This window comes from Pseudomonas sp. PDM20 (assembly GCF_014852575.3).
Lineage (GTDB): Bacteria > Pseudomonadota > Gammaproteobacteria > Pseudomonadales > Pseudomonadaceae > Pseudomonas.
Genome location: NZ_CM181224.1, coordinates 4382164 through 4406367 on the forward strand (window position 1 = coordinate 4382164; position 24204 = coordinate 4406367).

At 64.4% G+C, this 24204-nt stretch carries 20 protein-coding genes and 1 pseudogene; 6 read left to right on the plus strand and 15 right to left on the minus strand.

Annotated features, from left to right (window positions below; translation table 11 throughout):
• Positions 1 to 52 precede the first annotated feature (52 nt).
• Positions 53 to 1420: pseudogene (locus IB261_RS19965) on the minus strand (amino acid permease); the annotation flags it as partial.
• Positions 1421 to 1528: 108 nt separating this feature from the next.
• Entirely contained in the window at positions 1529 to 2995 is a 1467-nt protein-coding gene (locus IB261_RS19970) for a glyceraldehyde-3-phosphate dehydrogenase (protein ID WP_081519453.1), read from the minus strand.
• Between the two features lie 140 nt (positions 2996 to 3135).
• On the opposite strand from IB261_RS19970, the gene mfd reads away from it, so the two are divergent.
• Together mfd and IB261_RS19980 are read left to right on the plus strand one after the other, a co-directional pair.
• Entirely contained in the window at positions 3136 to 6600 is a 3465-nt protein-coding gene (gene mfd / locus IB261_RS19975) for a transcription-repair coupling factor (protein WP_151187743.1), read from the plus strand.
• An 11-nt stretch (positions 6601 to 6611) separates the two neighbouring features.
• Complete coding sequence (locus IB261_RS19980; protein ID WP_081519451.1) at positions 6612 to 7274, plus strand: CsiV family protein; 663 nt, start codon at positions 6612 to 6614, stop codon at positions 7272 to 7274.
• 120 nt (positions 7275 to 7394) lie between these two features.
• Here IB261_RS19980 and IB261_RS19985 read toward each other — a convergent pair whose 3' ends face one another.
• Genes IB261_RS19985 through IB261_RS20000 form a run of 4 tightly spaced genes read right to left on the minus strand, consistent with a single transcriptional unit; the run spans position 7395 to position 10449 of the window.
• Entirely contained in the window at positions 7395 to 8132 is a 738-nt protein-coding gene (locus IB261_RS19985; protein ID WP_192381303.1) for an S-methyl-5'-thioinosine phosphorylase, read from the minus strand.
• Between the two features lie 9 nt (positions 8133 to 8141).
• On the minus strand, positions 8142 to 9140 hold the full coding sequence (nagZ, locus tag IB261_RS19990; RefSeq protein ID WP_081519449.1) for a beta-N-acetylhexosaminidase: 999 nt from the start codon (positions 9138 to 9140) through the stop codon (positions 8142 to 8144).
• Positions 9141 to 9151: 11 nt separating this feature from the next.
• A complete protein-coding gene (locus tag IB261_RS19995; RefSeq protein ID WP_081519448.1) occupies positions 9152 to 9676 on the minus strand; it encodes a L,D-transpeptidase in 525 nt (174 codons plus the stop codon).
• Positions 9677 to 9732: 56 nt separating this feature from the next.
• Complete coding sequence (locus IB261_RS20000) at positions 9733 to 10449, minus strand: TetR/AcrR family transcriptional regulator (RefSeq protein WP_017519280.1); 717 nt, start codon at positions 10447 to 10449, stop codon at positions 9733 to 9735.
• Positions 10450 to 10711: 262 nt separating this feature from the next.
• Between IB261_RS20000 and lexA the strand changes: the two genes are divergently transcribed.
• Together lexA and sulA are read left to right on the plus strand one after the other, a co-directional pair.
• Positions 10712 to 11326 (plus strand): transcriptional repressor LexA, encoded by a 615-nt coding sequence (gene lexA / locus IB261_RS20005; RefSeq protein ID WP_026079098.1) that lies wholly within the window; start codon positions 10712 to 10714, stop codon positions 11324 to 11326.
• 13 nt (positions 11327 to 11339) lie between these two features.
• The gene (gene sulA / locus IB261_RS20010; protein ID WP_081519447.1) at positions 11340 to 11813 is read left to right on the plus strand and encodes an SOS-induced cell division inhibitor SulA; all 474 of its coding nucleotides are present in this window, start codon (positions 11340 to 11342) and stop codon (positions 11811 to 11813) included.
• Between the two features lie 44 nt (positions 11814 to 11857).
• Here sulA and IB261_RS20015 read toward each other — a convergent pair whose 3' ends face one another.
• From IB261_RS20015 to fadB, 6 genes are all read right to left on the minus strand, one after another.
• Positions 11858 to 12097, minus strand: a complete 240-nt coding sequence (locus IB261_RS20015; RefSeq protein WP_045211682.1) for a hypothetical protein — start codon at positions 12095 to 12097, stop codon at positions 11858 to 11860.
• Positions 12098 to 12204: 107 nt separating this feature from the next.
• The gene (locus tag IB261_RS20020; protein WP_151187746.1) at positions 12205 to 12726 is read right to left on the minus strand and encodes a DUF6586 family protein; all 522 of its coding nucleotides are present in this window, start codon (positions 12724 to 12726) and stop codon (positions 12205 to 12207) included.
• A 67-nt stretch (positions 12727 to 12793) separates the two neighbouring features.
• A complete protein-coding gene (gene topA, locus IB261_RS20025; protein ID WP_192381302.1) occupies positions 12794 to 15400 on the minus strand; it encodes a type I DNA topoisomerase in 2607 nt (868 codons plus the stop codon).
• A 92-nt stretch (positions 15401 to 15492) separates the two neighbouring features.
• Complete coding sequence (locus IB261_RS20030; RefSeq protein WP_192381301.1) at positions 15493 to 15756, minus strand: DUF1653 domain-containing protein; 264 nt, start codon at positions 15754 to 15756, stop codon at positions 15493 to 15495.
• A 123-nt stretch (positions 15757 to 15879) separates the two neighbouring features.
• The gene (fadA, locus tag IB261_RS20035; protein ID WP_081519444.1) at positions 15880 to 17055 is read right to left on the minus strand and encodes an acetyl-CoA C-acyltransferase FadA; all 1176 of its coding nucleotides are present in this window, start codon (positions 17053 to 17055) and stop codon (positions 15880 to 15882) included.
• Positions 17056 to 17085: 30 nt separating this feature from the next.
• Positions 17086 to 19233, minus strand: a complete 2148-nt coding sequence (gene fadB, locus IB261_RS20040; RefSeq protein ID WP_081519443.1) for a fatty acid oxidation complex subunit alpha FadB — start codon at positions 19231 to 19233, stop codon at positions 17086 to 17088.
• Between the two features lie 474 nt (positions 19234 to 19707).
• Between fadB and IB261_RS20045 the strand changes: the two genes are divergently transcribed.
• Positions 19708 to 20514 carry a hypothetical protein gene (locus IB261_RS20045; RefSeq protein WP_081519442.1) on the plus strand — a complete coding sequence of 269 codons (807 nt, stop codon included), beginning with the start codon at positions 19708 to 19710 and terminating at the stop codon, positions 20512 to 20514.
• Between the two features lie 5 nt (positions 20515 to 20519).
• On the opposite strand, the gene IB261_RS20050 is transcribed toward IB261_RS20045, so the two are convergent.
• The gene (locus IB261_RS20050) at positions 20520 to 20954 is read right to left on the minus strand and encodes a hypothetical protein (protein WP_081519441.1); all 435 of its coding nucleotides are present in this window, start codon (positions 20952 to 20954) and stop codon (positions 20520 to 20522) included.
• A gap of 81 nt (positions 20955 to 21035) precedes the next feature.
• Here IB261_RS20050 and IB261_RS20055 point away from each other — a divergent pair, with 81 nt between their 5' ends.
• The gene (locus tag IB261_RS20055; RefSeq protein ID WP_024766849.1) at positions 21036 to 21476 is read left to right on the plus strand and encodes a universal stress protein; all 441 of its coding nucleotides are present in this window, start codon (positions 21036 to 21038) and stop codon (positions 21474 to 21476) included.
• 43 nt (positions 21477 to 21519) lie between these two features.
• Here IB261_RS20055 and IB261_RS20060 read toward each other — a convergent pair whose 3' ends face one another.
• Both IB261_RS20060 and IB261_RS20065 read right to left on the minus strand, forming a co-directional pair.
• Positions 21520 to 22206: a DUF6901 family protein gene (locus IB261_RS20060; protein ID WP_081519440.1), complete on the minus strand. Its 687-nt coding sequence runs from the start codon at positions 22204 to 22206 to the stop codon at positions 21520 to 21522.
• Positions 22207 to 22268: 62 nt separating this feature from the next.
• Positions 22269 to 24182 carry an ATP-binding cassette domain-containing protein gene (locus IB261_RS20065; RefSeq protein WP_192381300.1) on the minus strand — a complete coding sequence of 638 codons (1914 nt, stop codon included), beginning with the start codon at positions 24180 to 24182 and terminating at the stop codon, positions 22269 to 22271.
• Between the last annotated feature and the right edge of the window lie 22 nt (positions 24183 to 24204).

The following is a 24204-nucleotide window of genomic DNA, read 5'->3' on the forward strand; positions in this document are numbered from 1 at the left end:
AAGCTCCCGTTTCTCAACCGGTTCAGGCGTTGGCCTTGGCCGGGGACTTGCGCTTGAACAGGTAGCACACACCCATCAGCACGATCCACACCGGGATCGCGTACACCGACACGTCGATGCCCGGGATCTGCAGCATGATGCCGAGGATGAACACCACGAAGGCCAGGCACAGCCAGTTGCCGTAGGGGTACCACAGCGCTCGGAAGAACGGCTGCACACCCTTGGCCACCATGGCCTTGCGGAACTTCATGTGGGCCAGGCTGATCATCGCCCAGTTGATCACCAGCGCGGCGACCACCAGCGACATCAGCAACTCCAGCGCCTGGTGCGGGATCACGTAGTTGACCACGACACAGGCCAGGGTGATGAACGCCGAGACGCCGATGGCCAGCAGCGGTACGCCGCGATCATCGACCTTGGCGAAGGCACGCGGGGCATCGCCCTGCTCGGCCAGGCCGAAGAGCATGCGGCTGTTGCAGTACACGCAGCTGTTGTAGACCGACAACGCGGCGGTAAGCACCACGAAGTTCAGGATGTGCGCCGCGTACTCGCTGCCCAGCAGCGAGAAGACCTTGACGAACGGGCTGCCGCTGTAGGGATCGCCGGCGCTGTTGATGCTCTGCAGCAGGGCATCCCAGGGGTACAGCGAGAGCAGCACGGCCAGGGCGCCGATGTAGAAGATCAGGATCCGGTAGATGACCTGGTTGATCGCCTTGGGGATGACCTTCTTCGGCTCGGAGGCTTCGGCGGCGGTGATACCGACCAGCTCCAGTCCACCGAAGGAGAACATGATAATCGCCAGGACCATCACCAGGCCCTTCCAGCCATTGGGGAAGAAGCCGCCGTGGGCCCACAGGTTGCTCACCGAGGCCTGCGGACCACCGTTGCCGCTGGCCAGCAGCCAGACGCCGAGCAGGATCATGCCGATGATGGCGACGACCTTGATGATCGCGAACCAGAACTCGGTCTCGCCGAAGGCCTTCACGTTGAACAGGTTGATGGCGTTGATCAGGACGAAGAACACCGCAGCCGTCGCCCAGGTCGGGAAGTCCGGCCACCAGAACTGGATGTACTTGCCGACCGCGGTCAGCTCCGACATGCCCACCAGGATATACAGCACCCAGTAGTTCCAGCCGGACATGAAGCCGGCGAAACCGCCCCAGTACTTGTGCGCGAAGTGGCTGAAGGAGCCGGCAACGGGCTCCTCGACGATCATCTCGCCGAGTTGGCGCATGATCAGGAAGGCGATGAAGCCGCCGATGGCGTAGCCGAGGATCATCGACGGGCCGGCGGATTGCAGCACGCCGGCAGAGCCCAGGAACAGGCCGGTACCGATGGCGCCGCCGAGGGCGATCAGCTGGATGTGGCGGTTCTTCAGACCGCGCTTCAGCTCGCCTTCATGCAGATGTTGTCCATCCATTTGAAGTCTTTCCAGGTTCGGGAATTGGCAGATTTTATTGATGGTTATGGGGGTGCCACTAACGAAAAACGGGAGCCCGAGAGCTCCCGTTTATCTAGACCGCCTGAATCAGCGCGGGAAAGCCGGCGGGTTCACGCCAGCCATGTCTTCCATCACGCGGACGACCTGGCAGCTGTAGCCGAACTCGTTGTCGTACCACACGTACAGGACGACGCGGTTGTCGTTGGCGATGGTCGCCTCGGCATCGACGACGCCCGCATGGCGGGAACCGACGAAGTCGGTGGAAACCACTTCCTGAGACGACACGAAGTCGATCTGCTTCTGCAGGTCCGAGTGCATGGCCATCTGGCGCAGGTACTCGTTGATCTCTTCGCGGTTGGTGGCCTTTTCCAGGTTCAGGTTGAGGATGGCCATGGAGACGTTCGGCGTCGGAACGCGGATGGCGTTGCCGGTCAGCTTGCCCTTCAGGACCGGCAGAGCCTTGGCGGCAGCGGTAGCGGCGCCAGTCTCGGTGATCACCATGTTCAGCGGCGCGGCGCGGCCACGACGGCTGCCCTTGTGGAAGTTGTCGATCAGGTTCTGGTCGTTGGTGAACGAGTGAACGGTTTCGACGTGGCCGTTGACGATGCCGTACTGGTCGTTCACAGCCTTGAGCACCGGCACGATGGCGTTGGTGGTGCAGGAAGCGGCGGAAACGATCTTGTCGTCAGCGGTGATGTCGCCATGGTTGATGCCGTGAACGACGTTCTTCAGCGCACCCTTGCCCGGAGCGGTCAGGATCACGCGGTCGATACCCGGGCACTTCAGGTGCTGGCCCAGGCCTTCGGCATCGCGCCACTTGCCGGTGTTGTCGACCAGCAGGGCTTTCTTGATGCCGTACTGGGTGTAGTCGATCGACGCCGGGTCGTTGGAGTAGATCACCTGGATCAGGTTGCCGTTGGCGGTGATGGTGTTGTTTTCTTCATCGATGGTGATGGTGCCGTCGAACGGACCATGCACGGAGTCACGACGCAGCAGGCTGGCGCGCTTGACCAGATCGTTCTCGGCGCCCTTGCGGACGACGATGGCGCGCAGGCGCAGGCCGTCGCCACCACCGGTCTTCTCGATGAGGATTCGGGCCAGCAGGCGGCCGATACGACCGAAGCCGTACAGGACCACGTCGGTGCCTTCGCGGGCGCCGCCGTTCTGCTTGCCGACCACGTCGGCCAGCTCGTCCTTGGTGAACTGCTCGATGCTGCGGCCGTTACCTTCGGTCTTGAACTTGGCAACCATCTTGCCCAGGTCTACCGAAGCTGCGCCCAGCTTGAGCTCGCTCATCGCCTTGAGGATCGGGAAAGTGTCGTGAACCGACAGCCCGCCTTCTTCGGCCAGGCGGTGACGGGCGAAACGGTGCGCTTTGAGGATCGCGATCACCGAACGGTTGATCAGGCCACGGCCGTAGATCGAGGTCACCACGTTGTTGTTACGGTACAGCTGACCGATCAGCGGAATCATGGCTTCCGCGAGGGCTTCACGATCGATCCACTCACCGAGACACTGGTCGGGCTTCTGGGTCACGGGCAATACCTTCCACATGTAGGAGAAGAAAAAAGGGGCTACATTATGACGGCGCGAACAATCGCCGGCAATCCGCAGCGGTCGTATGACTGACATCCGTCAATCGGGATAGTTACAATCCGACCGGTCAAATTCCTCGACCGGAGCCAAGACTGCCCGTGTCCGTATTGCGTATCCCTACATTGCCGACCGCAGCCGGCAAACAATCCTGGGGCAACCTCCCCGGGGCCGCCCTGAGCCTGGCCATCGCTGAAGCGGCCGGGCCGGCGAAACGTTTCACCCTGTTGCTGACCGCCGACAGCCAGAGCGCCGAGCGCCTGGAGCAGGAGCTGCGCTTCTTCGCGCCGGATTTGCCAGTGCTGCAGCTGCCGGACTGGGAAACCCTGCCCTACGACGTGTTCTCGCCGCACCAGGACATCATTTCCCAGCGCGTCGCCACGCTCTATCAGTTGCCCGAACTGCGCCGCGGCGTGCTCGTGGTGCCGATCACCACCGCCCTGCACCGCCTGGCGCCGGCCAAGTTCCTGCTCGGCAGCAGCCTGGTGCTGGATGTCGGCCAGAAACTCGACGTCGAGCAGATGCGCAGCCGCTTCGAGGCTGCCGGCTACCGCTGCGTGGACACTGTCTACGAACACGGCGAGTTCGCCGTGCGCGGCGCGCTGATCGACCTGTTCCCGATGGGCAGCGAACTGCCCTACCGCATCGACCTGTTCGATGACGAAATCGAGACGCTGCGCACCTTCGACCCGGAAACCCAGCGCTCCATCGACAAGGTGGAGAGCATCCGCCTGCTGCCGGCGCGCGAGTTCCCGCTGCGCAAGGAAGCGGTGACCGGCTTCCGTGGCCGCTTCCGCGAGCGTTTCGACGTCGACTACCGCCGCTGCCCGATCTATCAGGACCTCGCCAGCGGCCTGACACCCGCCGGCATCGAGTACTACATCCCGCTGTTCTTCGAAGATGGCGAGACTTCGACGCTGTTCGACTACCTGCCGCAGGACACCCAGGTGTTCTCCCTGCCGGGCATCGAGAGCGCCGCGGAACAGTTCTGGACCGACGTGCGCAACCGCTACGAAGACCGCCGCTACGACCCGGAACGCCCGCTGCTGCCGCCGGCCGAAGTCTTCCTGCCGGTGGAAGACTGCTTCGCCCGCCTGAAGAACTGGCCGCGCGTGGTGGTCAGCCCCGAGCCGATCGAGAGCGGCGTCGGCCGCGAGCGCTTCCCCGCGCAAGCGCTGCCGGAACTGGCCATCGAGGCCAAGGCCAGCGAGCCACTGGCGCGCCTGCGCCAGTTCATCGAGCAGTTCGACGGCCGCATCCTCTTTACCGCCGAGTCCGCCGGCCGCCGCGAGGTGCTGCTGGAACTGCTGGCGCGACTGAAGCTGCGCCCGCTCGAAGTCGAGGGCTGGCCGGGCTTCCTGGCGCACAAGGACCGCCTGGCGATCACCATCGCACCGATGGACGAAGGCCTGCTGCTGGACCCCGACAAGGGCCAGCCGGGCATTGCCCTGGTGGCCGAAAGCCCGCTGTTCGGCCAGCGCGTCATGCAGCGCCGGCGCCGCGAGAAAACCCGCGACGGCGGCGAGAACGTCATCAAGAACCTCACCGAGCTGCGCGAAGGCGCGCCGGTGGTACACATCGACCACGGTGTCGGCCGCTACATGGGCCTCATCACCCTGGAGATCGACGGCCAGAACGCCGAATTCCTCGCCCTGCAGTACGCCGACGAAGCCAAGCTCTACGTGCCGGTGGCCAACCTGCACCTGATAGCCCGCTACACCGGCAGCGACGACGCCCTGGCGCCGCTGCACAAGCTGGGCTCGGAAACCTGGCAGAAGGCCAAGCGCAAGGCCGCCGAGCAAGTCCGTGACGTCGCCGCCGAACTGCTGGACATCTACGCCCGCCGCGCCGCGCGCAAGGGCTATGCGTTCAAGGACCCGCAGGTCGACTACGCCACCTTCTCCGCCGGCTTCCCCTTCGAGGAAACCCCGGACCAGCAGACCGCCATCGAAGCCGTGGTGGCCGACATGCTCGCCGACAAGCCGATGGACCGCCTGGTCTGCGGCGACGTGGGCTTCGGCAAGACCGAGGTGGCCATGCGCGCCGCCTTCGTCGCGGTGCACAGCGGCAAGCAGGTCGCCGTGCTGGTGCCGACCACCCTCCTCGCCCAGCAGCACTACAACAGCTTCCGCGACCGCTTCGCCGACTGGCCGGTGAGCGTGGAGGTCATGAGCCGCTTCAAGTCCGCCAAGGAAGTCGAAGGCGCCGTGGCGCAGCTGGCCGAAGGCAAGGTCGACATCGTAATCGGCACCCACAAGCTGCTGCAGGACGATGTGAAGTTCAAGAACCTCGGCCTGGTCATCATCGACGAGGAGCACCGTTTCGGCGTACGCCAGAAGGAGCAGCTCAAGGCCCTGCGCAGCGAGGTGGACATCCTTACCCTCACCGCCACGCCGATCCCGCGCACGCTCAACATGGCGGTGGCCGGCATGCGTGACCTGTCGATCATCGCCACGCCGCCGGCGCGCCGCCTGTCCGTGCGTACCTTCGTCATGGAGGAGCAGAAGTCGGTGATCAAGGAAGCCCTGCTGCGCGAACTGCTGCGCGGGGGTCAGGTGTACTTCCTGCACAACGAAGTGAAGACCATCGAGAAGTGCGCCCGCGACCTGGCGGAGCTGGTTCCCGAGGCGCGCATCGGTATCGGCCACGGGCAGATGAACGAGCGCGACCTGGAACGGGTGATGAGCGACTTCTACCACAAGCGCTTCAACGTGCTGGTGGCCTCGACCATCATCGAGACCGGCATCGATGTGCCGAGCGCCAACACCATCCTCATCGAGCGCGCCGACAAGTTCGGCCTGGCCCAGCTGCACCAGTTGCGCGGGCGCGTCGGCCGCAGCCACCACCAGGCCTACGCCTACCTGCTCACCCCGCCGCGCAAGCAGATGACGCCGGACGCCGAGAAGCGCCTGGAAGCCATCGCCAACGCCCAGGACCTGGGCGCAGGTTTCGTGCTGGCGACCCACGACCTGGAAATCCGTGGCGCCGGCGAGTTGCTCGGCGACGGCCAGAGCGGACAGATCCAGGCGGTGGGTTTCACCCTCTACATGGAAATGCTCGAACGCGCGGTGAAGGCCATCCGCAAGGGCGAGCAGCCGAATCTCGAACAACCACTGGGCGGCGGTCCGGACATCAACCTGCGCGTACCGGCGCTGATCCCCGAGGATTACTTGCCGGACGTTCACGCCCGCCTGATCCTCTACAAGCGCATCGCCAACGCCGCCGACGAGGACGGCCTGCGCGAGCTGCAGGTGGAGATGATCGACCGCTTCGGCCTGCTGCCTGACCCGGCGAAGAACCTGATCCGTCTGACTTTGCTGAAACTGCAGGCAGAAAAGCTCGGGATCGTGAAGGTAGATGCCGGCCCACAGGGCGGACGGGTAGAATTCGCCGCCGATACCTGCGTCGACCCGCTGGTGCTGATCAAGATGATCCAGAGCCAGCCCAATCGGTACAAATTCGAAGGGGCCACCCTCTTCAAGTTCCAGGTGCCCATGGAGCGCCCGGAAGAACGGTTCAACACGCTGGAAGCGCTGCTCGAGCGCCTCACGCCACAGACTCATTAAGGACCCTGTGCATGCGCCTGTTCCAACCCTTGCTGCTGTCGCTGGCTCTTCTGTCGCCAGCCGCCTTCGCCGAGCCCTACCAGGTGGAGCTGATCCTCTTCCAGCAATCTGGCGACGCCGTGTTCGCCAGCCGCCCCGCACCCGACGACTGGGCCAAGGGCGCGCAACCGCCGGGCCCGGACAGCTCGCGCCCCACCGCAATGGACGCCCAGGTGGCCAAGCTCAAGCAGAACGAAGGCTTCCAGGTGCTGATGCACAAGGCCTGGCGCCAGGAAATCGATGCCAACCCGGTGAAGATTTCCCTGAGCGAAGGCGCCCAGCGTGACGGCCACTTCCCGGTGGAAGGCACCGTCACCCTCAGCCAGCAGCGCTTCGTGAACACCCAGACCGACTTCTGGATCAATCAGTTCGGCCAGGACGGCCTGCTCGCCGCCAGCCAGCACATGGTTCAGGAAGCCAGCCTGAAGAACAGCGTGCTGACCTACCTCGACCACCCGAGCCTGGGCATGCTGATCAAGGTGACCCCGCTCAACGCCAAGCCCGCCTCCGCCCCGCCGCCCGGCATGGAAGACGAAGCGCCGACCGGCCCGGATGCGCCGCAACAGCAACAGGCTCCGGCCGCACCGGCAGACGGCGGCTTCGAAGCCCCACCGCCGGCACAGCCCGCGCAATGAACAAAAAGCCCGGCATTCGCCGGGCTTTTTTCTTGCTCTTCAAAGAAGCGGGCTTGCTCGCGAACCTGCAAGGCACGGAGCCAAGCGATTCGCGGGCATGGCCCGCTCTTGCAGAGAGCGTCAGCTTATGAGCACACGCCCCAGCACCTCGCGCACCTTGCCGATGCCTTCGTGCAGCGCCTGCTCGATCTCGGCCATGGTGATGATGCCGCTGGACTTGCCGGCCGCCGGGTTCACCACCAGCGACAGGCAGGCGTAGGGCAGGTCCAGTTCGCGGGCCAGCGCAGCCTCGGGCATGCCGGTCATGCCGATGATGTCGCAACCGTCACGCTCCAGCTTGGCGACTTCCGCCACGGTCTCCAGGCGCGGGCCCTGGGTAGCGGCATACACGCCATGGCTGCTGTAGGCATAACCTAGCGCCTGCAGGGCGGCGATCAGCTTGAGCCGCAGCGGCTCGTCATAGGGGAGGCTGAAGTCGATGTGGGTAACGTGCTCGATATCACCGGCGAAATAGGTGTGCTCGCGGCCCCAGGTGTAGTCGACGATCTGATGCGGCACGCAGAGATGGCCGCTGCCCATGGCGGCGTGGATGCCTCCCACAGCGTTCACCGCAAGGATGGCTTCGGCGCCAGCCTGCTTCAGCGCCCAGAGGTTGGCGCGGTAGTTCACCTGGTGCGGCGGGAAGCGATGCGGGTGGCCATGGCGGGCGAGGAAGAGCACCTCGCGACCGGCGAACTCGCCGCGCTGGATGGCCGCCGAAGGCGCGCCGTAGGGCGTATCCAGCTCGATGGCGTCCTTCAGGGTCAACCCTTCCAGCTGGGTCAGGCCGGTGCCGCCGATGATGGCGTAGACAGTCATGGCAAATCCTTAATCAATCAGTTGTGCGGCGCGCAGTTCGCCGACGGCTTGTTGCCAGCGCGGTTGCTGCTTGTATTCGACACCCGGCCAGGCCTTGGCGCGCATGCGTTGCAGACGTTGCGGCGCGCTGACCTTGAGGCGCTGCAGGGCGCTCAGGGCCAGTTCGGCGGAGGCGCGGTCATTGCACACCAGGCCCATGTCGCAGCCAGCGCTCAGCGCAGCCTCGATGCGATTGGCAGCATCGCCGACCACATGGGCGCCGGCCATGGACAGGTCATCACTGAAGATCACCCCGTCGAAGCCCAGCTCGCCACGCAGGATGTCCTGCAGCCAGCGGCGGGAGAAGCCGGCGGGGTTAGGGTCGACCTGCGGGTAGATCACGTGGGCCGGCATCAGCGCATCCAGCTCGCCGGACAGGCGCTGGAACGGCACCAGGTCCACGGCGCGGATCTGTTCAAGTGTGCGCTCGTCCTCGGGAATCCCCACATGGGAATCCACTTCCGCCCAGCCGTGGCCAGGGAAGTGCTTGCCGGTGGAAGCCATGCCGGCGGCGCGCATGCCACGGATAAAGGCGCCAGCCAGCGCAACGGCGAGCTGCGGATCGCCTTCGAAGGCCCGGCTGCCGACCACGGCGCTACGCTGGTGATCCAGGTCCAGTACCGGGGCGAAGCTCAGGTCCAGCCCTACCGCCAGCACCTCGGTCGCCATCAGCCAGCCGCACTGCTCGGCCAGTCGTTCGGCATTGGCGTTATCGGCGATGGCGCGCATCGCCGGCAGGCGCAGGAAGCCCTGGCGCAGGCGCTGCACGCGACCGCCCTCCTGGTCCACTGCCAGCAGCAGGTCGGGGCGTACGGCGCGGATGGCAGCCATCAGCTCACGCACCTGGCGCGGCGATTCGATGTTGCGGGCAAAGATGATCAGGCCACCGACTTCCGGGTGGCGCAGGATCTGGCGGTCCTCGGCGGTAAGCCAGGTGCCGCCGATGTCGAGCATCAGGGAGCCTTGCATGTGCATTCCTTTCAATTCAGTTGCGCCACCTGCCACTCGGGACAGGCGGGTTCTTCGATTCGGACCCGGCAATGGAGCGGCACCTGCGGGAAGAGTTCCAGCAGGTCATCATTGCGCAGGCGGATACAGCCGTGGGACAGCGGCGTGCCCATGGGCTCGCAGTCCGGCGTGCCGTGCAGATAGATGTAGCGGCGGAAGGTATCGACCTCGCCCATCCGATTGCGCCCCGGCTCGCAGCCGCTGAGCCAGAGGATGCGCGAGAGGATCCAGTCGCGGCCGGGAAATGCCTCGTGAAGCACGGCCGTCCAGGTCTCGCCAGTCCAGCGTCGCCCCTTCAGTACCGCGCCTTTGGGCAAGCCATCGCCGATGCGTGCACGGACCTGGTGCAAGCCGCGTGGCGTGCAGCCGGAGCCGTTGCGCTCCCCCGCGCCGTTGGCGGCGCTGGATACCGGAACGCGCACGACAAGGCGCCCTGCGGCGAAGCCGTAGAGCATCTGGTCAGCAAGGGAGATATGGAGAAGATCGAGATCAGCCATGGCCGGCTACTGTAGCCGATCGGGCCGACGCAGCCCAGCGTGAAGCCGGGCCCGGATCAGACCTTGGCGGGCGCCTGGGCGGCACTCGACTTGGTGCGCGGCTTGAGCTGCGCACCCGCCAGCGAGGGATCACTGACGCCGCTGTCGGCACGCATGCCGGCAGCAAGGAACGGCACCATCAGGCGCATCACCTGCTCGATGGAAGTGTTCACGCCAAAATCGTTCTCGGCCATGGCGCGCAGCGCCTTGATGCCGGACATGCTGAACACCGCGGTACCCAGCATGAAGTGCACGCGCCAGAACAGTTCCAGCGGCGGCAGGCGCGGCGCGGACTCATGCACCAGCAGCATGTAGCGGCGGAATACCTTGCCGTAGACCTCTTCGAGGTACTTGCGCAGGTGGCCCTGGCTCTGGCTGAACGCCAGGCCCAGCAGGCGCATGAAGATCGACAGGTCGTTGCCGCTGCGCGGCTTCACCGCCATGGCCTGGACCACGAGCAGTTCGAGCAGCTCCTCCAGGGTGGCGCGCGGCGCATCGGGCTTGGCCTGACGGCGATCCAGCTCCTTCTCGAGGCTGGCGCAGAACGGGCCGAGGAAGCGCGAGAAGACCGCCTGGATCAGCGCCTTCTTCGAGCCGAAGTGATAGTTCACCGCCGCGAGATTCACCCCCGCCTTGCTGGTGATCAGACGCAGGGAGGTTTCGGCGAAGCCTTTCTCCGCGAACAGCTGTTCCGCAGCATCCAGGATGCGTTCGACGGTTTCCGACTGGGCCATGGCTACTCCGCCTGACAAACACTTGTTTGAAACATACGTTTCAGCGTCTTGTATTGTCAAGCAAAGTGCGATGGATTGTTACCAATATCATGGCAATGCGACGAGACGCCTGAATCGATGAGGATCTACAGCAAGACGCCTGCCAACGCCCAAAGGTTACATGCACGAACGTTCCACCGACAGCCGCACCCAATAAAAGCATTGCCAGCCCGCCATCACTGTATATAATTCCAGGCACTGTATAAAAAGCCAGAGTATGGACATGCTGAAGCTCACGCCGCGCCAAGCCGAGATCCTCGCCTTCATCAAACGCTGCCTGGAAGCCAACGGCTACCCGCCCACCCGCGCGGAAATCGCCCAGGAGCTCGGCTTCAAGTCGCCCAACGCCGCCGAGGAGCACCTGAAGGCCCTCGCCCGCAAAGGCGCCATCGAGATGACCCCGGGCGCCTCCCGTGGCATCCGCATCCCCGGCTTCGAACCCAAGGCCGCCGCCAATGACGACGAATTGCCGATCATCGGCCGCGTCGCCGCCGGCGCACCGATCCTCGCCGAGCAGAATGTCGATGACACCTGCCGGATCAACCCCACCTTCTTCAACCCGCCGGCCGACTACCTGCTGCGCGTGCGCGGCCAGAGCATGAAGGACGTTGGCATCATGGATGGCGACCTGCTCGCCGTGCATGTCACCCGCGAGGCGCGCAACGGCCAGATCGTCGTCGCCCGCCTGGGTGAAGAGGTCACGGTGAAGCGATTCAAGCGCGAAGGCAGCAAGGTCTGGCTGCTCGCCGAGAACCCGGAGTTCGCCCCCATCGAGGTCGATCTCAAGGAACAGGAACTGGTCATCGAAGGCTTGAGCGTCGGCGTGATCCGTCGCTGAACAGGAGACACCCATGCAGTACCCGCAGCCGCAGAACCTGCCGCAACTCCCGCTGTTCCAGGAAGCACTCTGGGCAAGCGGTACTGCTCCCCTGCTTCCGGAGCTGATGGAAGAAGAGCCCGTCGCCGACGAAAGCGCCTTCAGCGAGATCGCCCTGCGCGGCCTCCCCGGCCAGTGCCTGATGTTGCTGGCGCCGATGCTCCGCGAGCTGAGCGAGGAAAGCGATTCGCGCTGGCTGACCCTGATCGCTCCGCCGTCCAGCCTGACTCCGGACTGGCTGCGCAAGGCCGGCCTGAACCGCCAGGGCATCCTGCTGCTTCCGGCCCGCGATCAGGCCGCCGCCCAGGCCCTGGCCTGCGAAGCGCTGCGCCTGGGCAACAGCCACACCGTGGTGAGCTGGCTCAATCTCAGCGCGAAAGCGCGCGCGCAACTGTCCCGCGCCGCCGTTGCCGGCCAGGCGCAGAGCCTGAATATTCGTCTGGGTTGATCTGATCGGGAAGCTCCGCCGCGAACGCGGCGAAGCGGAAGAACTCAATGCAGGACGCGCGGACCTTCGTCGTCCATGCTCATGTCACCGCCTTCGGCGAGACGGCCGGCCATCTGTACACCCACATTGAACATCGCCTTGGCGATCTCGATGTGCTGGCCCTGCAGGAAGCCCTTGGCATCGGCGGAGAACTCCAGGGTCACCAGCGCCTCCTCCTCGTCCGCACGACGCAGCACGATACGCCCGTCAGGCAGCTCGACAATTTCCAGAAATGAGGTTGGCATAGCGACGTTCTCCACAGCAGAACGCGTAGTGTAACAGCCACGCCCGCCACACCCTAGCCAAAGCTTGCGCGGACCGACCGGAAGGCCGGCGGGTTGTGATGCAGGGATCAGAGCTCGGTAAGCGATGCGCGGAAGCGCAGCACCAGGTCCTTCAGGGATTTGCGCCAGGTTTCCAGCTCGTCATTGCCCAACTCGGCCGGCGCCTCGTCGTCGACATTCACCGCCTGGATCAGAGGCTGGGTCGGATCGACCTTGGCTTTCCTCGGCTCGCTCGGCGGCTGGAACAACGCGGCATAGGCGGCCAGCAGGCGACCCAGCCAGGCTTCCGGCGATTGCGCCAGCTCGACCATCTCCGCCAGCTCCGGGCTTGGCGCGGCAGCCAGTACCTCGGCATTCAGCAGCATATCGACGCGCGGCGCGCCGGCCTGGGGCAGGCGGTAGTAGCCAGCGATCTCATGGGCTACGCCCAGCACCGCTCCGTAGAGATGGAACAGCGCCGCTTCGCGTTCAGCCTGGATGCGCGCCTGGGCATTCATCGCACGCGCCGCTTCGGCGCTGCGCCAGGCTTCCAGGGCAAGGCCGGCGAAGAACAGCTTCTGGTTGGTACGGGTATAGAGTTCGTTCGCCATGACCGGGCCCTCTGCAGTCGACTTCGGCAGTATAAGCACGCCCCGCCTCAGCGGGGCGCGCCTTCCATCAGCGCTTGTCTTCGACCTTCCACTTGCCACCGTCGAAGAACGCGCGCCAGCCGGTGGGCTTGCCATCAACCTCGGACTGTACGTACTGCTCCTTGGTCTTGCGGCTGAAACGGATTACCGCCGGGCGGCCATCCGGGTCTTTCGCGGGAGCTGCGAGCAGGAAGTGGTACTTCGGATCCAGCTCTTCCTTGTGCGGCACCAGCTCGGCAACCAGCGGAGCACGGGTCTCGCGGTTTTTCGGGAACTGGCTGGCGGCCAGGAATAGGCCGGAAGCGCCGTCACGCAGTACGTAAATGTCGTCCACCTTCTCGCACTTGAGTTCCGGCATGCGGATGGCATCCATCTTCGGCGGCGCGGGCTCGCCGCTCTTCAGCAACTTGCGGGTGTTCTTGCAGGTCGGGTTGGTGCAGCCGAAGAACTTGCCGAAGCGGCCGGTCTTGAGTTGCATCTCGCTGCCGCACTTGTCGCATTCCAGGCTCGGGCCTTCGTAGCCCTTGATGCGGTACTGGCCTTCCTCGATCTCGTAGCCGGCGCAATCCGGGTTGTTGCCGCAGATGTGCAGCTTGCGCTTCTCGTCGACCAGGTAGGCGTCCATCGCGGTGCTGCAGATCGGGCAGCGGTGCTTGCCACGCAGTACGCGGGACTCGGATTCGCCCTCGTCATCCGCGGCGATTTCGTCGCCCGGAATCAGGTTGACGGTCGCCTTGCAGCGCTCTTTCGGCGGCAGGCTGTAGCCCGAGCAGCCGAGGAACACGCCGGTGGAGGCGGTACGGATCATCATCGGCCGGCCGCACTCGCGGCAGGGGATGTCGGTCAGGGTCGGCTGGTTGGCGCGCATGCCGTCGTTGGAGGCTTCGGCCAGGTCGAGCTTCTTGCGGAAGTCGCCGTAGAACTCGTCCAGCACGTTTTTCCAGTCGCGCTCGCCCTGGGCCACGTCATCGAGGTTCTCTTCCATGCCGGCGGTGAAGCCGTAGTCCATCAGGTTGGAGAAGCTCTCGTTGAGGCGGTCGGTGACGATGTCGCCCATCTTTTCCGCGTAGAAGCGGCGATTGTGGGTGGTGACGTAGCCGCGCTCCTGGATGGTGGAGATGATCGCCGCGTAGGTGGACGGCCGGCCGATGCCGCGTTTTTCCAGTTCCTTGACCAGGCTGGCTTCGGAGAAGCGCGCCGGCGGCTTGGTGAAGTGCTGGCTCGGATCGAGCTTGAGCAGCTTCATCGCGTCGCCCTGGTTCATTTCCGGCAGGACGTCATCCTCGCCCGGCTTGCTCTGCTGCGGCAGCACCTTGGTGTAGCCGTCGAACTTGAGAATGCGGCCCTTGGCGCGCAGCTCGAAGTCACCGGCAGCCGCGCTGACGGTGGTGGACAGGTACTCGGCCGGCGGCATCTGGCAGGCCACGAACTGGCGCCAGATCAGGTCGTAGAGGCGCTCGGCGTCGCGTTCCATGCCCGACAGCTGGGTCGGACGCAGGTTGACGTCGGAAGGACGAATCGCTTCGTGAGCTTCCTGGGCGCCTTCCTTGCTGGAGTAGAAGTTCGGCTTGGCCGGCAGGTATTTCTTGCCGAACTCGCTGTCGATGAAGCCGCGCACCATGTCGATGGCGTCGGCCGACAGGTTGGTCGAGTCGGTACGCATATAGGTGATGTAGCCGGCTTCGTAGAGACGCTGGGCCATCATCATGGTCTTCTTCACCCCGAAGCCCAGGCGGTTGCTCGCGGCCTGCTGCAGGGTGGAGGTGATGAACGGCGCCGAGGGCTTGCTGGATGTCGGCTTGTCTTCGCGCTTGGCGATGCTGTAGCTGGAGGCCTTGAGCTTCTCCAGGGCAGTGGTGGCCTGGGCTTCGTTCAGCGGCTTGAAGGCTTCGCCCTTCTCGCGCACCACTTCGAAGCGGACCTTGTCGTTCTTCGGCGTGCCGAGGTCGGCGTGCACTTCCCAGTACTCTTCGGGAACGAAGGCACGGATCTCGCGCTCACGCTCGACCACCAGCTTCACCGCCACCGACTGCACGCGGCCGGCGGACAGGCCACGGGCGATCTTGGCCCACAGCAGCGGCGAGACCATGTAGCCCACCACGCGATCGAGGAAGCGGCGTGCCTGCTGGGCATTCACACGGTTGATATCCAGCTCGCCGGGCTGGGAGAAGGCTTCCTGGATGGCCTTCTTGGTGATTTCGTTGAAGACCACGCGCTTGTAGCGCGAGTCGTCGCCGCCGATGGCCTCGCGCAGGTGCCAGGCAATGGCCTCCCCTTCGCGGTCCAAGTCGGTTGCGAGATAGATGGTGTCGGCATCCTTGGCCAGGCGGCGCAGCTCCTCGATCACCTTTTCCTTGCCGGGCAGGATCTCGTACTTGGCCTTCCAGCCGTGCTCCGGATCGACGCCCATGCGGGTGACGAGCTGGCGCTTGGCCTTCTCCTTCGGCGACAGGGCCGGCGCCTCGGCAGCGGTCTTGCGCGTTTTTGCCGCAGGCTCCTTCGACGCGGACGAGCCGCTGGTGGGCAGGTCGCGGATGTGGCCGATGCTCGACTTCACCACGTACTGGTTGCCCAGGTACTTGTTGATGGTCTTGGCCTTGGCCGGTGATTCCACGATGACCAGCGATTTACCCATGGATCGGAATATTCCTGCGTCGAAAAGATGAATTTATAAGGAGGGAGGAGCTAGGAGCGGCACCGCTATATATAGTGGCGGTCGCGCCAAGGTCAAGCTTGGGTTTCGCCGGACGGGCCGGTCTGAAGACCCAGCGGATCGTTTTCGGCGCTCACCAGAGCGAAGCGCGGAACGTTCTCGCCATTCACTTCCACCGCCTCGGTGAACATGCTCAGCGGGCGTACCCAGAGGCCGAATTCGCCGTACAGCGCCTGGTAGATCACCAGCTCTTCCTCGGTCTCGGAATGCTGGGCGACGCCGAGAACGCGGTACTGCTGTCCCTTGTAATGTCGATACAGTCCGGGCTGCAAGTGCATGTCGGTTCTCCCTCGGCCGGCCAAAAGGCGGCGATTGTGCTCATTGCGCGGCCGTCGGGCAATCCCCGCCCGACAAAAACGAAAGCCGGGGCACAAGGCCCCGGCTCTCCCATCGACGAAAGCTTAGACGCGTTCGAAGACGGTGGTGATGCCCTGACCGAGGCCCACGCACATGGTGGACACGCCCAGGGTGCCACTGTTCTGCTTCATCACGTTCAGCAGGGTGCCGGAGATACGCGCACCGGAGCAGCCGAACGGGTGACCCAGGGCGATGGCGCCGCCGTGCAGGTTGACCTTCTCTTCCATCTTGTCGAGGATCTTGAGGTCCTTCAGCACCGGCAGGGCCTGTGCGGCGAAGGCTTCGTTGAGCTCGAAGAAGTCGATGTCGTTGATGGTCAGGCCGGCACGCTTGAGCGCCTTGTTGGTCGACGGAACCGGGCCGTAGCCCATGATCGCCGGATCAACGCCCGCCACAGCCATGGCGCGAACCACGGCCATCGGCTGCACGCCGAGGTCCTGGGCGCGCTGGGCGCTCATGACGATCATGCAGGAAGCGCCGTCAGTGATCTGCGAGGAAGTACCCGCCGTCACGGTGCCGCCCTTCGGGTTGAAGGCCGGCTTCAGGGCCGCCAGGCTTTCCAGGGTGGTTTCCGGACGGATGGTTTCGTCGAAGTCGAAGACCTTCAGGAAGCCGTTCTCGTCGTAACCTTCCATCGGGATGATTTCGTCTTTGAACTTGCCTTCCTGAGTCGCTTTCCAGGCCAGCTGGTGCGAACGCACGCCGAACTTGTCCTGCGCCTCGCGGGTGATGCCGTGCATCTTGCCCAGCATTTCGGCGGTCAGGCCCATCATGCCCGACGCCTTGGCGGCGTACAGGGACATGTGCGGGTTCGGATCGACGCCGTGCATCATGCCGACGTGGCCCATGTGCTCCACGCCGCCGATGACGAAGACGTCACCGTTACCGGTCTGGATCGCCTGCACGGCAGTGTGCAGGGCGCTCATGGACGAGCCGCACAGGCGGCTGACGGTCTGGCCGGCGCTGGTGTGCGGGATCTGGGTCATCAGCGACGCCATGCGTGCGATGTTCCAGCCCTGCTCCAGGGTCTGGTTCACGCAGCCCCAGATCACGTCCTCGACTTCCGCCGGGTCGATCTTCGGGTTGCGCTCCAGGAGCTTGCTGATCAGGTGCGCGGACATGTTCTCCGCGCGGGTGTTGCGGTGCATGCCACCCTTCGAACGGCCCATCGGGGTGCGGCCGAAGTCGACAATGACGGCGTCTCTCGGATTCAGGCTCATAAATTCACTCTCGCTCTATTCGTTGCGCACTCAACCGAAGAACTTCTGGCCGTTCTTGGCCATTTCACGCAGCTTCGCGGTCGGGTGGTACAGCGCACCCAGGTCGGCGTACTGGTCGGCCAGTGCGACGAATTCGGCCACACCGATGGAGTCGATGTAACGCAGGGCACCGCCACGGAAGGGAGGGAAGCCGATGCCGTAGATCAGGCCCATGTCGGCCTCGGCAGCGGTTTCGACGATGCCATCTTCCAGGCAGCGCACGGTTTCCAGGCACAGCGGGATCATCATGAAGTTGATGATGTCCTCGTCGGTCAGCTCGCGCTGCTCGGTGACGATGGACTTCAGCAGTTCATAGGCCTGCGGATCGGTGACTTTCTTCGGCTTGCCGCGCTTGTCGGTCTCGTAGGCGTAGAAGCCCTTGCCGTTCTTCTGACCCAGGCGGTTGGCATCGTACATTACGTCGACGGCAGTCTTGCCTTCCACGGCCATGCGGTCCGGGAAGCCTTCAGCCATCACGTCACGGCCGTGGTGGCCGGTGTCGATGCCGACCACGTCGGACAGATAGGCCGGGCCCATGGGCCAGCCGAACTTCTCCATGATCTTGTCGATGCGCACGAAGTCCACACCGAAGCCCAGCAGCTTGGAGAAGCCGCCGAAGTACGGGAACAGCACGCGGTTGACCAGGAAGCCGGGGCAGTCATTCACCACGATGGGGTTCTTGCCCATCTTCTTGGCGTAGGCCACGGTGGTGGCGACAGCGACGTCACTGGACTTCTCGCCGCGGATAACTTCGACCAGGGGCATCATGTGCACCGGGTTGAAGAAGTGCATGCCGACGAAGTTTTCCGGACGCTTGAGCGCCTTGGCCAGCAGGTTGATGGAGATGGTGGAGGTATTCGACGCGAGGACCGCATCTTCCTTCACTACGCCTTCAACTTCGGCCAGAACGATCTGCTTGACCTTCGGATTCTCGACCACGGCTTCGACGACGATGTCGACGTTGCCGAAGTCGCCGTAGGACATGGTCGGGCGAATGGCGTTCAGGGCCTCGGCCATCTTGGCCGGGGTCATGCGGCCTTTTTCGACGCGCTTGCCCAGCAGCTTCGAGGCCTCGTTCAGCCCCATCTGGATACCCTCTTCGCGGATATCCTTCATCAGGATCGGAGTGCCCTTGGAAGCGGACTGGTAGGCGATGCCGCCACCCATGATGCCGGCGCCCAGTACGGCGGCCAGTTTCACGTCCTTGGCGATCTCGTCGTACTGCTTGGCCTTCTTCTTCAGGTCCTGGTCGTTGAGGAACAGGCCGATCAGGCTCTGCGCAACCGAGGTCTTGGCCAGCTTCACGAAGCCCTGGGCTTCGATTTCCAGCGCCTTGTCACGACCGAAGTTGGCGGCTTTCTGGATCGACTTGATCGCTTCGACCGGAGCCGGGTAGTTCGGGCCGGCCTGGCCTGCGACGAAGCCCTTGGCTGTTTCGAAGGCCATCATCTGCTCGATGGCGTTCAGCTTGAGCTTTTCCAGCTTCGGCTGACGGCGGGCCTTGTGGTCCAGCTCGCCGGCGATGGCGCGCTTGACCAGGTCCAGGGCGGCGGCTTGCAGCTGCTCCGGAGCCACAACGGCGTCGACGGCGCCGACTTTCAGCGCGTCTTCAGCACGGTTTTCCTTGCCCGAGGCGATCCACTCGACTGCGTTGTCGCAACCGATGATGCGCGGCAGGCGAACGGTGCCGCCGAAGCCCGGGTAGATGCCCAGCTTCACTTCCGGCAGGCCGACCTTGGCGGTGGCGCTCATGACACGGAAGTCGGCAGCCAGGCACATTTCCAGACCGCCGCCCAGGGCGATGCCGTTGATCGCGGCTACGGTCGGAACGTTCAGGTCTTCGAAGTCGCTGAAGATCTTGTTGGCTTCGAGGTTGCCGGCCAGCAGCTCTTCGTCAGGCAGCTTGAAGTTGTCGACGAACTCGGTGATGTCGGCGCCGACGATGAACACGCCCTTGCCGCTGGTCACGATCACGCCTTTGACGGACGCATCGGCCTTGATGGTATCGACTGCTTGACGCAGTTCATTCAGGGTGAGTCGGTTGAACTTGTTGACGGACTCGCCCTTGAGGTCGAAATTCAGTTCGACGATGCCGCTCTCAAGAGCCTTAACCGTGATGGCTTTACCTTGGTAAATCATCAACTGATCTCCACGCTAGGGAAGCTTGAAATCACACGTCGGACACCGTGTATCGGGACCGCTCGGCAGTGCCGAGGTTAGTCCCAAAGCTTGCGGCACACCCGCCGACGCGATAGCCGGGGCGTTATGTTGGATCCTTCGCACGTGGCAAACGATCGATTCATACGCCCGTTTGATTTGGGTGCGCCCACCTTCTAGCAAAAGCCAATGCTTGTCAATCGGCGAGACGTAACAGTCGCAAAGCGGCCGGGGCGTCTGGGCCGGAGCATTCAGCGCAACCCTGATGAGCTATTCACCACGCCTATCGTGACAATTGTTACCTGGCACCAACGTCCCGACAGCCACTGTTCAAACCCCATGGCCCGCGCTAGAGTCGGGCGCAATGGCGATCTGCCTTCTGCCAACGCCGGCAGACGCCTGGAACCTGTGGAATACAAAACAACAAGAAGCCCATGGCTCCAAGGAGTTGGAACGATGCCCAGCCGTCCGCTAGTGCGTCTGCTGTCTGCGCTCGCGCTCACCGCCCTGCCCCTCATCGCTGCCGCCGACGCCGCCAGCGACCTGCTCAATGTCCACCAGACGCGCCTCGCCGCCCAACGCAGCCTCGGCGACTTCTTCATGTTCAATGCGATGGAGGGCGACCAGAAGTACGCCAGGATGGTCGAGACCTCGTCGCAGAGCGCCACCGACGCCCTGGGCAAGCTCGGGGAAATGCCCGGCACCGAATCGAAGAAGCTCAAGACCGAACTGCAGGACGAATGGAAGGCCTACGCGGCTCAGTTGCACGTCCTCACCGGCGCGCTGGACAAGAGCGGCTACACCGACCTGCAACCGGTGGCTGACCTCGCGGCACAGAACCGCAAGCTGCTGGACACCGCAGAGCAGCTCTACGCGAAAATCCAGGAGGAAAGCGGCAGCAAGGTCCCGCCGCTGACCCAGCAGACCCGCGAGCAGAGCCTGCTGATGCAGGACATCGCGGTGGACTACGCCTCGCGCAACGCCTCGGTGGGCGCCAGCTTCTTCGGCGGCGGCGAGGAGCGCCCGCTGGACGACCTGGCCAACCGCTTCGCGATCAACCTGGTGAAGCTGCAGCAGGCGCCGCAGACCACGCCGGAGATCGGCCAGGAGCTACGCGGCGTGGCGATCAAGTGGCGCTACATCGAGAAATCGCTGCAGAACTACAACCAGAACAGCGTGCCCTTCCTGATCAACAAGTACTCCGACCGCATCATCGAAGACCTGGAGAAAGTCTCCGGTCTCTATGCCGCGCAGCAGAGCTGATCGCCTCAGGCATGCTGTTTAAGGAAGCTGGCGACCCGCTCGAGGTCGCTGCTGTCGCCCCGCTCCCCCCAGTACAGCGCGAGGAACTGGGGTGTCGCCTCGACCTTGTAGACGTCCTTCGGCAGGCTGGCCAGCGCCTGGGCCAGCTCGGCAGGGGCGCTCGCCTCGCGCCAGCGATCCAGCCAGACGCCCGGCTCGCTCTGCCAGTAGCACCAGACATCGCGGTTCTTCCCGCGGGCGCGGTGGTACTGCGCGCACTGGCGCGGCGGCTGCCGCTCCAGCCAGTGGGGCCATTCCTGCTGCGCCATCTGCATGGCCAGGCCCAGGCGTCGCGCCTGCAGGCGCAGGTCCATCTGCCCGCGCTGGCCGCGCGAAGGGATCAGCCAGGTCAGCGGGCTGAGCACCAATGCAATGAGCAGGATTACCATCCACGTGGTCATATCGGTTATACCGGTCAAACAGGTCAAGCACGGCCATTGGGGCCATACTGATTAATAACGAGTCCCCCGGAGGAGACGCTCATGCCCTACCAACACATTCTGGTCGCCGTCGACCTTACCGAAGAATGCGATCCGGTGATGAAGCGGGCGGTCGCACTGGCCAAGGCCAACGATGCCCGGCTCTCGGCGGTGCATGTGGTCGAGCCCATGGCCATGGCCTTCGGCGGCGACGTGCCGATGGACCTGTCGATGCTGCAGCAGCAGCAATTCGACCAGGCCAAGGAACGCCTGCACCAGTTCACCCTCACCTACGCCGAAATCACCAGCTCCCAGTGCCACCTGGTCTACGGCCAGCCGCGCCAGGAAATCCACCGCCTTGCCGATGAGCAGGACTGCGACCTGATCGTCGTCGGTAGCCACGGCCGCCACGGCCTCGCCCTGCTGCTGGGCTCCACCGCCAACGACGTGCTGCACGGTGCGCCCTGCGATGTCCTCGCCGTGCGCCTGCAGAAAACTAGCTGAGCCAACCTGGGTAGACGGCGGGCCCTGCGGGGCCCGCTGCGTTTCAGGCCCCGAGCATGTCCCCGCTCATCAGCAGCGGCCGCACCTTCTGCAGTTGCGCCTCCAGCGAATAGCTCATGCTCGACGCCATGGAGAAGAAGCTGAGGAAAGCCTTCAGGTTCGAGTCGCCGTCGCAGGTCTCGTGAATCCGCTGCCAGAACGCCTGGTTCACCAGCTGCAACTGCTGGAACTGCTTCACCAGCCCCTTCAGCTCCCAATCCGCATGCCGCCCTTCACGGAAGTTGAAGTACTGGCGCATCAGGTACAGCGACACGGCGCGCAGGATGAACTCCTGGTTGCTGGCGAACGGCAGGTGCTGTTGCGCCATCGGCTTGAGCTTGCCCAGCAGCGGGCAGGCACTGGTGGCCATGATCACCCCGAGCAGCGCGCGCAGGCCCTCTTCCAGCCCCGCGTGCTTGATGTACTCGCGCTCCGGCGTGCGTACCTGCACCGAGACCTTCTTGAAGGCCGGCAAACCACGAAAATCCTCGATCACCCGGTGCAGGTCCACCGCCGCCGGGCAGTGGCTGTACTGCGCCGGGTTCAGCGGGCAGTTGCTGCAACGGTTGTTCTCCAGACGCGTCCAGCGCGGGGTCTGGGCGGCTATCTGGGCGTCGTACTGGCGCTCCAGCTCGATGCGGTAACTGAACTCGTGCTCATCATCCAGGGTGATGCGGTACTCGATTGCCATTCGGCCATCCCTAACAGTCTTTGATCAGCGATACGCACGGGCACATCACCGGACCGAACGGATCACTCTTCCAGTTCGGCCCAGCGCTCGATCAGTTGGTCCAGCTCCCCTTGCAGCGACCCCAGGCGATCCAGAACAGCCTGCGCCTCGGTGGGCGGACGCTGGTAGAAATTCGGCGCTGCGGTTTCTGCTTGCAGCGCAGCCATTTCTGCCTCCAGAGCGTCAATCTGCCCGGGAATGGCCTCCAGCTCGCGCTGCAGCTTGTAGCTCAGCTTCTTCTTCGGCGCCGCCGCTTCCACCGCAGCAGGTGCCGCCACAGGCACTTCGGCGACAGGTGCGGCGGCGGGCTTGTCGCCCTTCTCCTCACCCACGCCGAGCAACTTGGGCGAGCCGCCCTGGCGCAGCCAGTCCTGGTAGCCACCGACGAATTCGCGCACGCGCCCTTCGCCTTCGAACACCAGGGTGCTGGTCACCACGTTGTCGAGGAAGGCCCGGTCGTGGCTGACCATCAATACGGTGCCGTCGAAGGTCAGCAGCACTTCTTCCAGCAGTTCCAGGGTTTCCACGTCCAGGTCGTTGGTCGGTTCGTCCAGCACCAGCAGGTTGGCCGGCTTGCTGAACAACTTCGCCAGCAACAGGCGTGCCCGCTCGCCACCGGAGAGCGCTTTCACCGGGGTCCGGGCGCGCTGCGGGGAGAACAGGAAGTCGCCAAGGTAGCTGAGGACGTGGCGATTCTGCCCGTTGATCGTGATGAATTCGCGACCTTCGGAAATGTTGTCGATGACGGTCTTTTCCGGCTCCAGCTGGTGACGCAGCTGGTCGAAATAAGCCACTTCCAGTCGGGTGCCTTCCTTGACGCTGCCCGAAGTCGGCTGCAGGTCGCCCAGCAGCAGCTTGAGCAGCGTGGTCTTGCCGGTGCCGTTGGCGCCCAGCAGGCCGATACGGTCGCCGCGCTGCAGCACCAGGGAGAAATCACGGATCAGCGCCGGGCCGCCCGGATGGGCAAAGCCGGCCTTTTCGACGACGATCACCTGCTTGCCGGACTTCTCGGCCGTCTCCATCTGGAAGCTGGCCTTGCCCTGGCGCTCGCGGCGTTCGGCGCGTTCGTTGCGCATCGCCTTCAGCGCGCGCACGCGGCCTTCGTTACGGGTGCGGCGGGCCTTGATGCCCTGGCGAATCCACACTTCCTCCTGGGCCAGGCGCTTGTCGAACAGCGCGTTGGCCGCCTCTTCCGCCGCCAGTTCCTGCTCTTTATGGACGAGGAAGCTCGCGTAGTCGCCGTTCCAGTCGATCAGGTGGCCGCGGTCCAGCTCGAGGATACGGGTCGCCACGGCCTGCAGGAAGGAGCGGTCGTGGGTGATGAACAGCACGGCGCCGGGGAAGTCCGCCAGGGCGTTTTCCAGCCAGGCGATGGCGCCGATGTCCAGGTGGTTGGTCGGCTCGTCCAGCAGCAGCAGGTCGGGCTCGGCGACCAGCGCCTGGGCCAGCAGCACACGACGGCGCCAACCACCGGAGAGCTCGGCGAGGGTCTTGTCGGCCGGCAGCTGCAGGCGGCTCAGCGTGGTGTCCACCAGTTGCCCCAGGCGCCAGCCATCGCGGGCTTCGAGGTCCTGCTGGACGCGCGCCAGCTTGTTCAGGTCCTCTTCGTTTTCGATGTGCATGCTCAGGTGGTGGTACTGCGCCAGCAGCTCACCGACTTCGGCCAGGCCTTCGGCGACCACGTCGTAGACGGTGCGATCGTCGGCCCGCGGCAGCTCCTGCGGCAGCTCGCCGATCTTCAGCGAGGGGGCGCGCCAGATGTCGCCGTCATCGGGCTTCTGCTCGCCCTTGACCAGCTTGAGCATGCTCGACTTGCCGGTGCCGTTGCGGCCGATGATGCAGACCCGCTCACCGCGAGCGATCTGCCAGGACACCTTATCCAGCAGCGGAGTGGTGCCGAAGGCGAGGGACACGTCGGTTAACTTGAGCAGGGTCATGAGGGCATCTTCCGTAAAACAG

Excerpts from the sequence above, each read along its gene's own strand:
- sulA (WP_081519447.1), top strand. The coding sequence starts at position 11,340 with ATGCAGTACCCGCAGCCGCAGAACCTGCCGCAACTCCCGCTGTTCCAG.
- IB261_RS19995 (WP_081519448.1), bottom strand. The coding sequence starts at position 9,676 with ATGGCTGATCTCGATCTTCTCCATATCTCCCTTGCTGACCAGATGCTC.
- nagZ (WP_081519449.1), bottom strand. The coding sequence starts at position 9,140 with ATGCAAGGCTCCCTGATGCTCGACATCGGCGGCACCTGGCTTACCGCC.
- IB261_RS20015 (WP_045211682.1), bottom strand. The coding sequence starts at position 12,097 with ATGCCAACCTCATTTCTGGAAATTGTCGAGCTGCCTGACGGGCGTATC.
- topA (WP_192381302.1), bottom strand. The coding sequence starts at position 15,400 with ATGGGTAAATCGCTGGTCATCGTGGAATCACCGGCCAAGGCCAAGACC.
- IB261_RS20065 (WP_192381300.1), bottom strand. The coding sequence starts at position 24,182 with ATGACCCTGCTCAAGTTAACCGACGTGTCCCTCGCCTTCGGCACCACT.
- fadA (WP_081519444.1), bottom strand. The coding sequence starts at position 17,055 with ATGAGCCTGAATCCGAGAGACGCCGTCATTGTCGACTTCGGCCGCACC.
- IB261_RS20060 (WP_081519440.1), bottom strand. The coding sequence starts at position 22,206 with ATGGCAATCGAGTACCGCATCACCCTGGATGATGAGCACGAGTTCAGT.
- fadB (WP_081519443.1), bottom strand. The coding sequence starts at position 19,233 with ATGATTTACCAAGGTAAAGCCATCACGGTTAAGGCTCTTGAGAGCGGC.
- IB261_RS20020 (WP_151187746.1), bottom strand. The coding sequence starts at position 12,726 with ATGGCGAACGAACTCTATACCCGTACCAACCAGAAGCTGTTCTTCGCC.
- lexA (WP_026079098.1), top strand. The coding sequence starts at position 10,712 with ATGCTGAAGCTCACGCCGCGCCAAGCCGAGATCCTCGCCTTCATCAAA.
- IB261_RS20030 (WP_192381301.1), bottom strand. The coding sequence starts at position 15,756 with ATGCACTTGCAGCCCGGACTGTATCGACATTACAAGGGACAGCAGTAC.
- IB261_RS20045 (WP_081519442.1), top strand. The coding sequence starts at position 19,708 with ATGCCCAGCCGTCCGCTAGTGCGTCTGCTGTCTGCGCTCGCGCTCACC.
- IB261_RS20000 (WP_017519280.1), bottom strand. The coding sequence starts at position 10,449 with ATGGCCCAGTCGGAAACCGTCGAACGCATCCTGGATGCTGCGGAACAG.
- IB261_RS19985 (WP_192381303.1), bottom strand. The coding sequence starts at position 8,132 with ATGACTGTCTACGCCATCATCGGCGGCACCGGCCTGACCCAGCTGGAA.
- IB261_RS19970 (WP_081519453.1), bottom strand. The coding sequence starts at position 2,995 with ATGTGGAAGGTATTGCCCGTGACCCAGAAGCCCGACCAGTGTCTCGGT.
- IB261_RS20055 (WP_024766849.1), top strand. The coding sequence starts at position 21,036 with ATGCCCTACCAACACATTCTGGTCGCCGTCGACCTTACCGAAGAATGC.
- IB261_RS19980 (WP_081519451.1), top strand. The coding sequence starts at position 6,612 with ATGCGCCTGTTCCAACCCTTGCTGCTGTCGCTGGCTCTTCTGTCGCCA.
- IB261_RS20050 (WP_081519441.1), bottom strand. The coding sequence starts at position 20,954 with ATGACCACGTGGATGGTAATCCTGCTCATTGCATTGGTGCTCAGCCCG.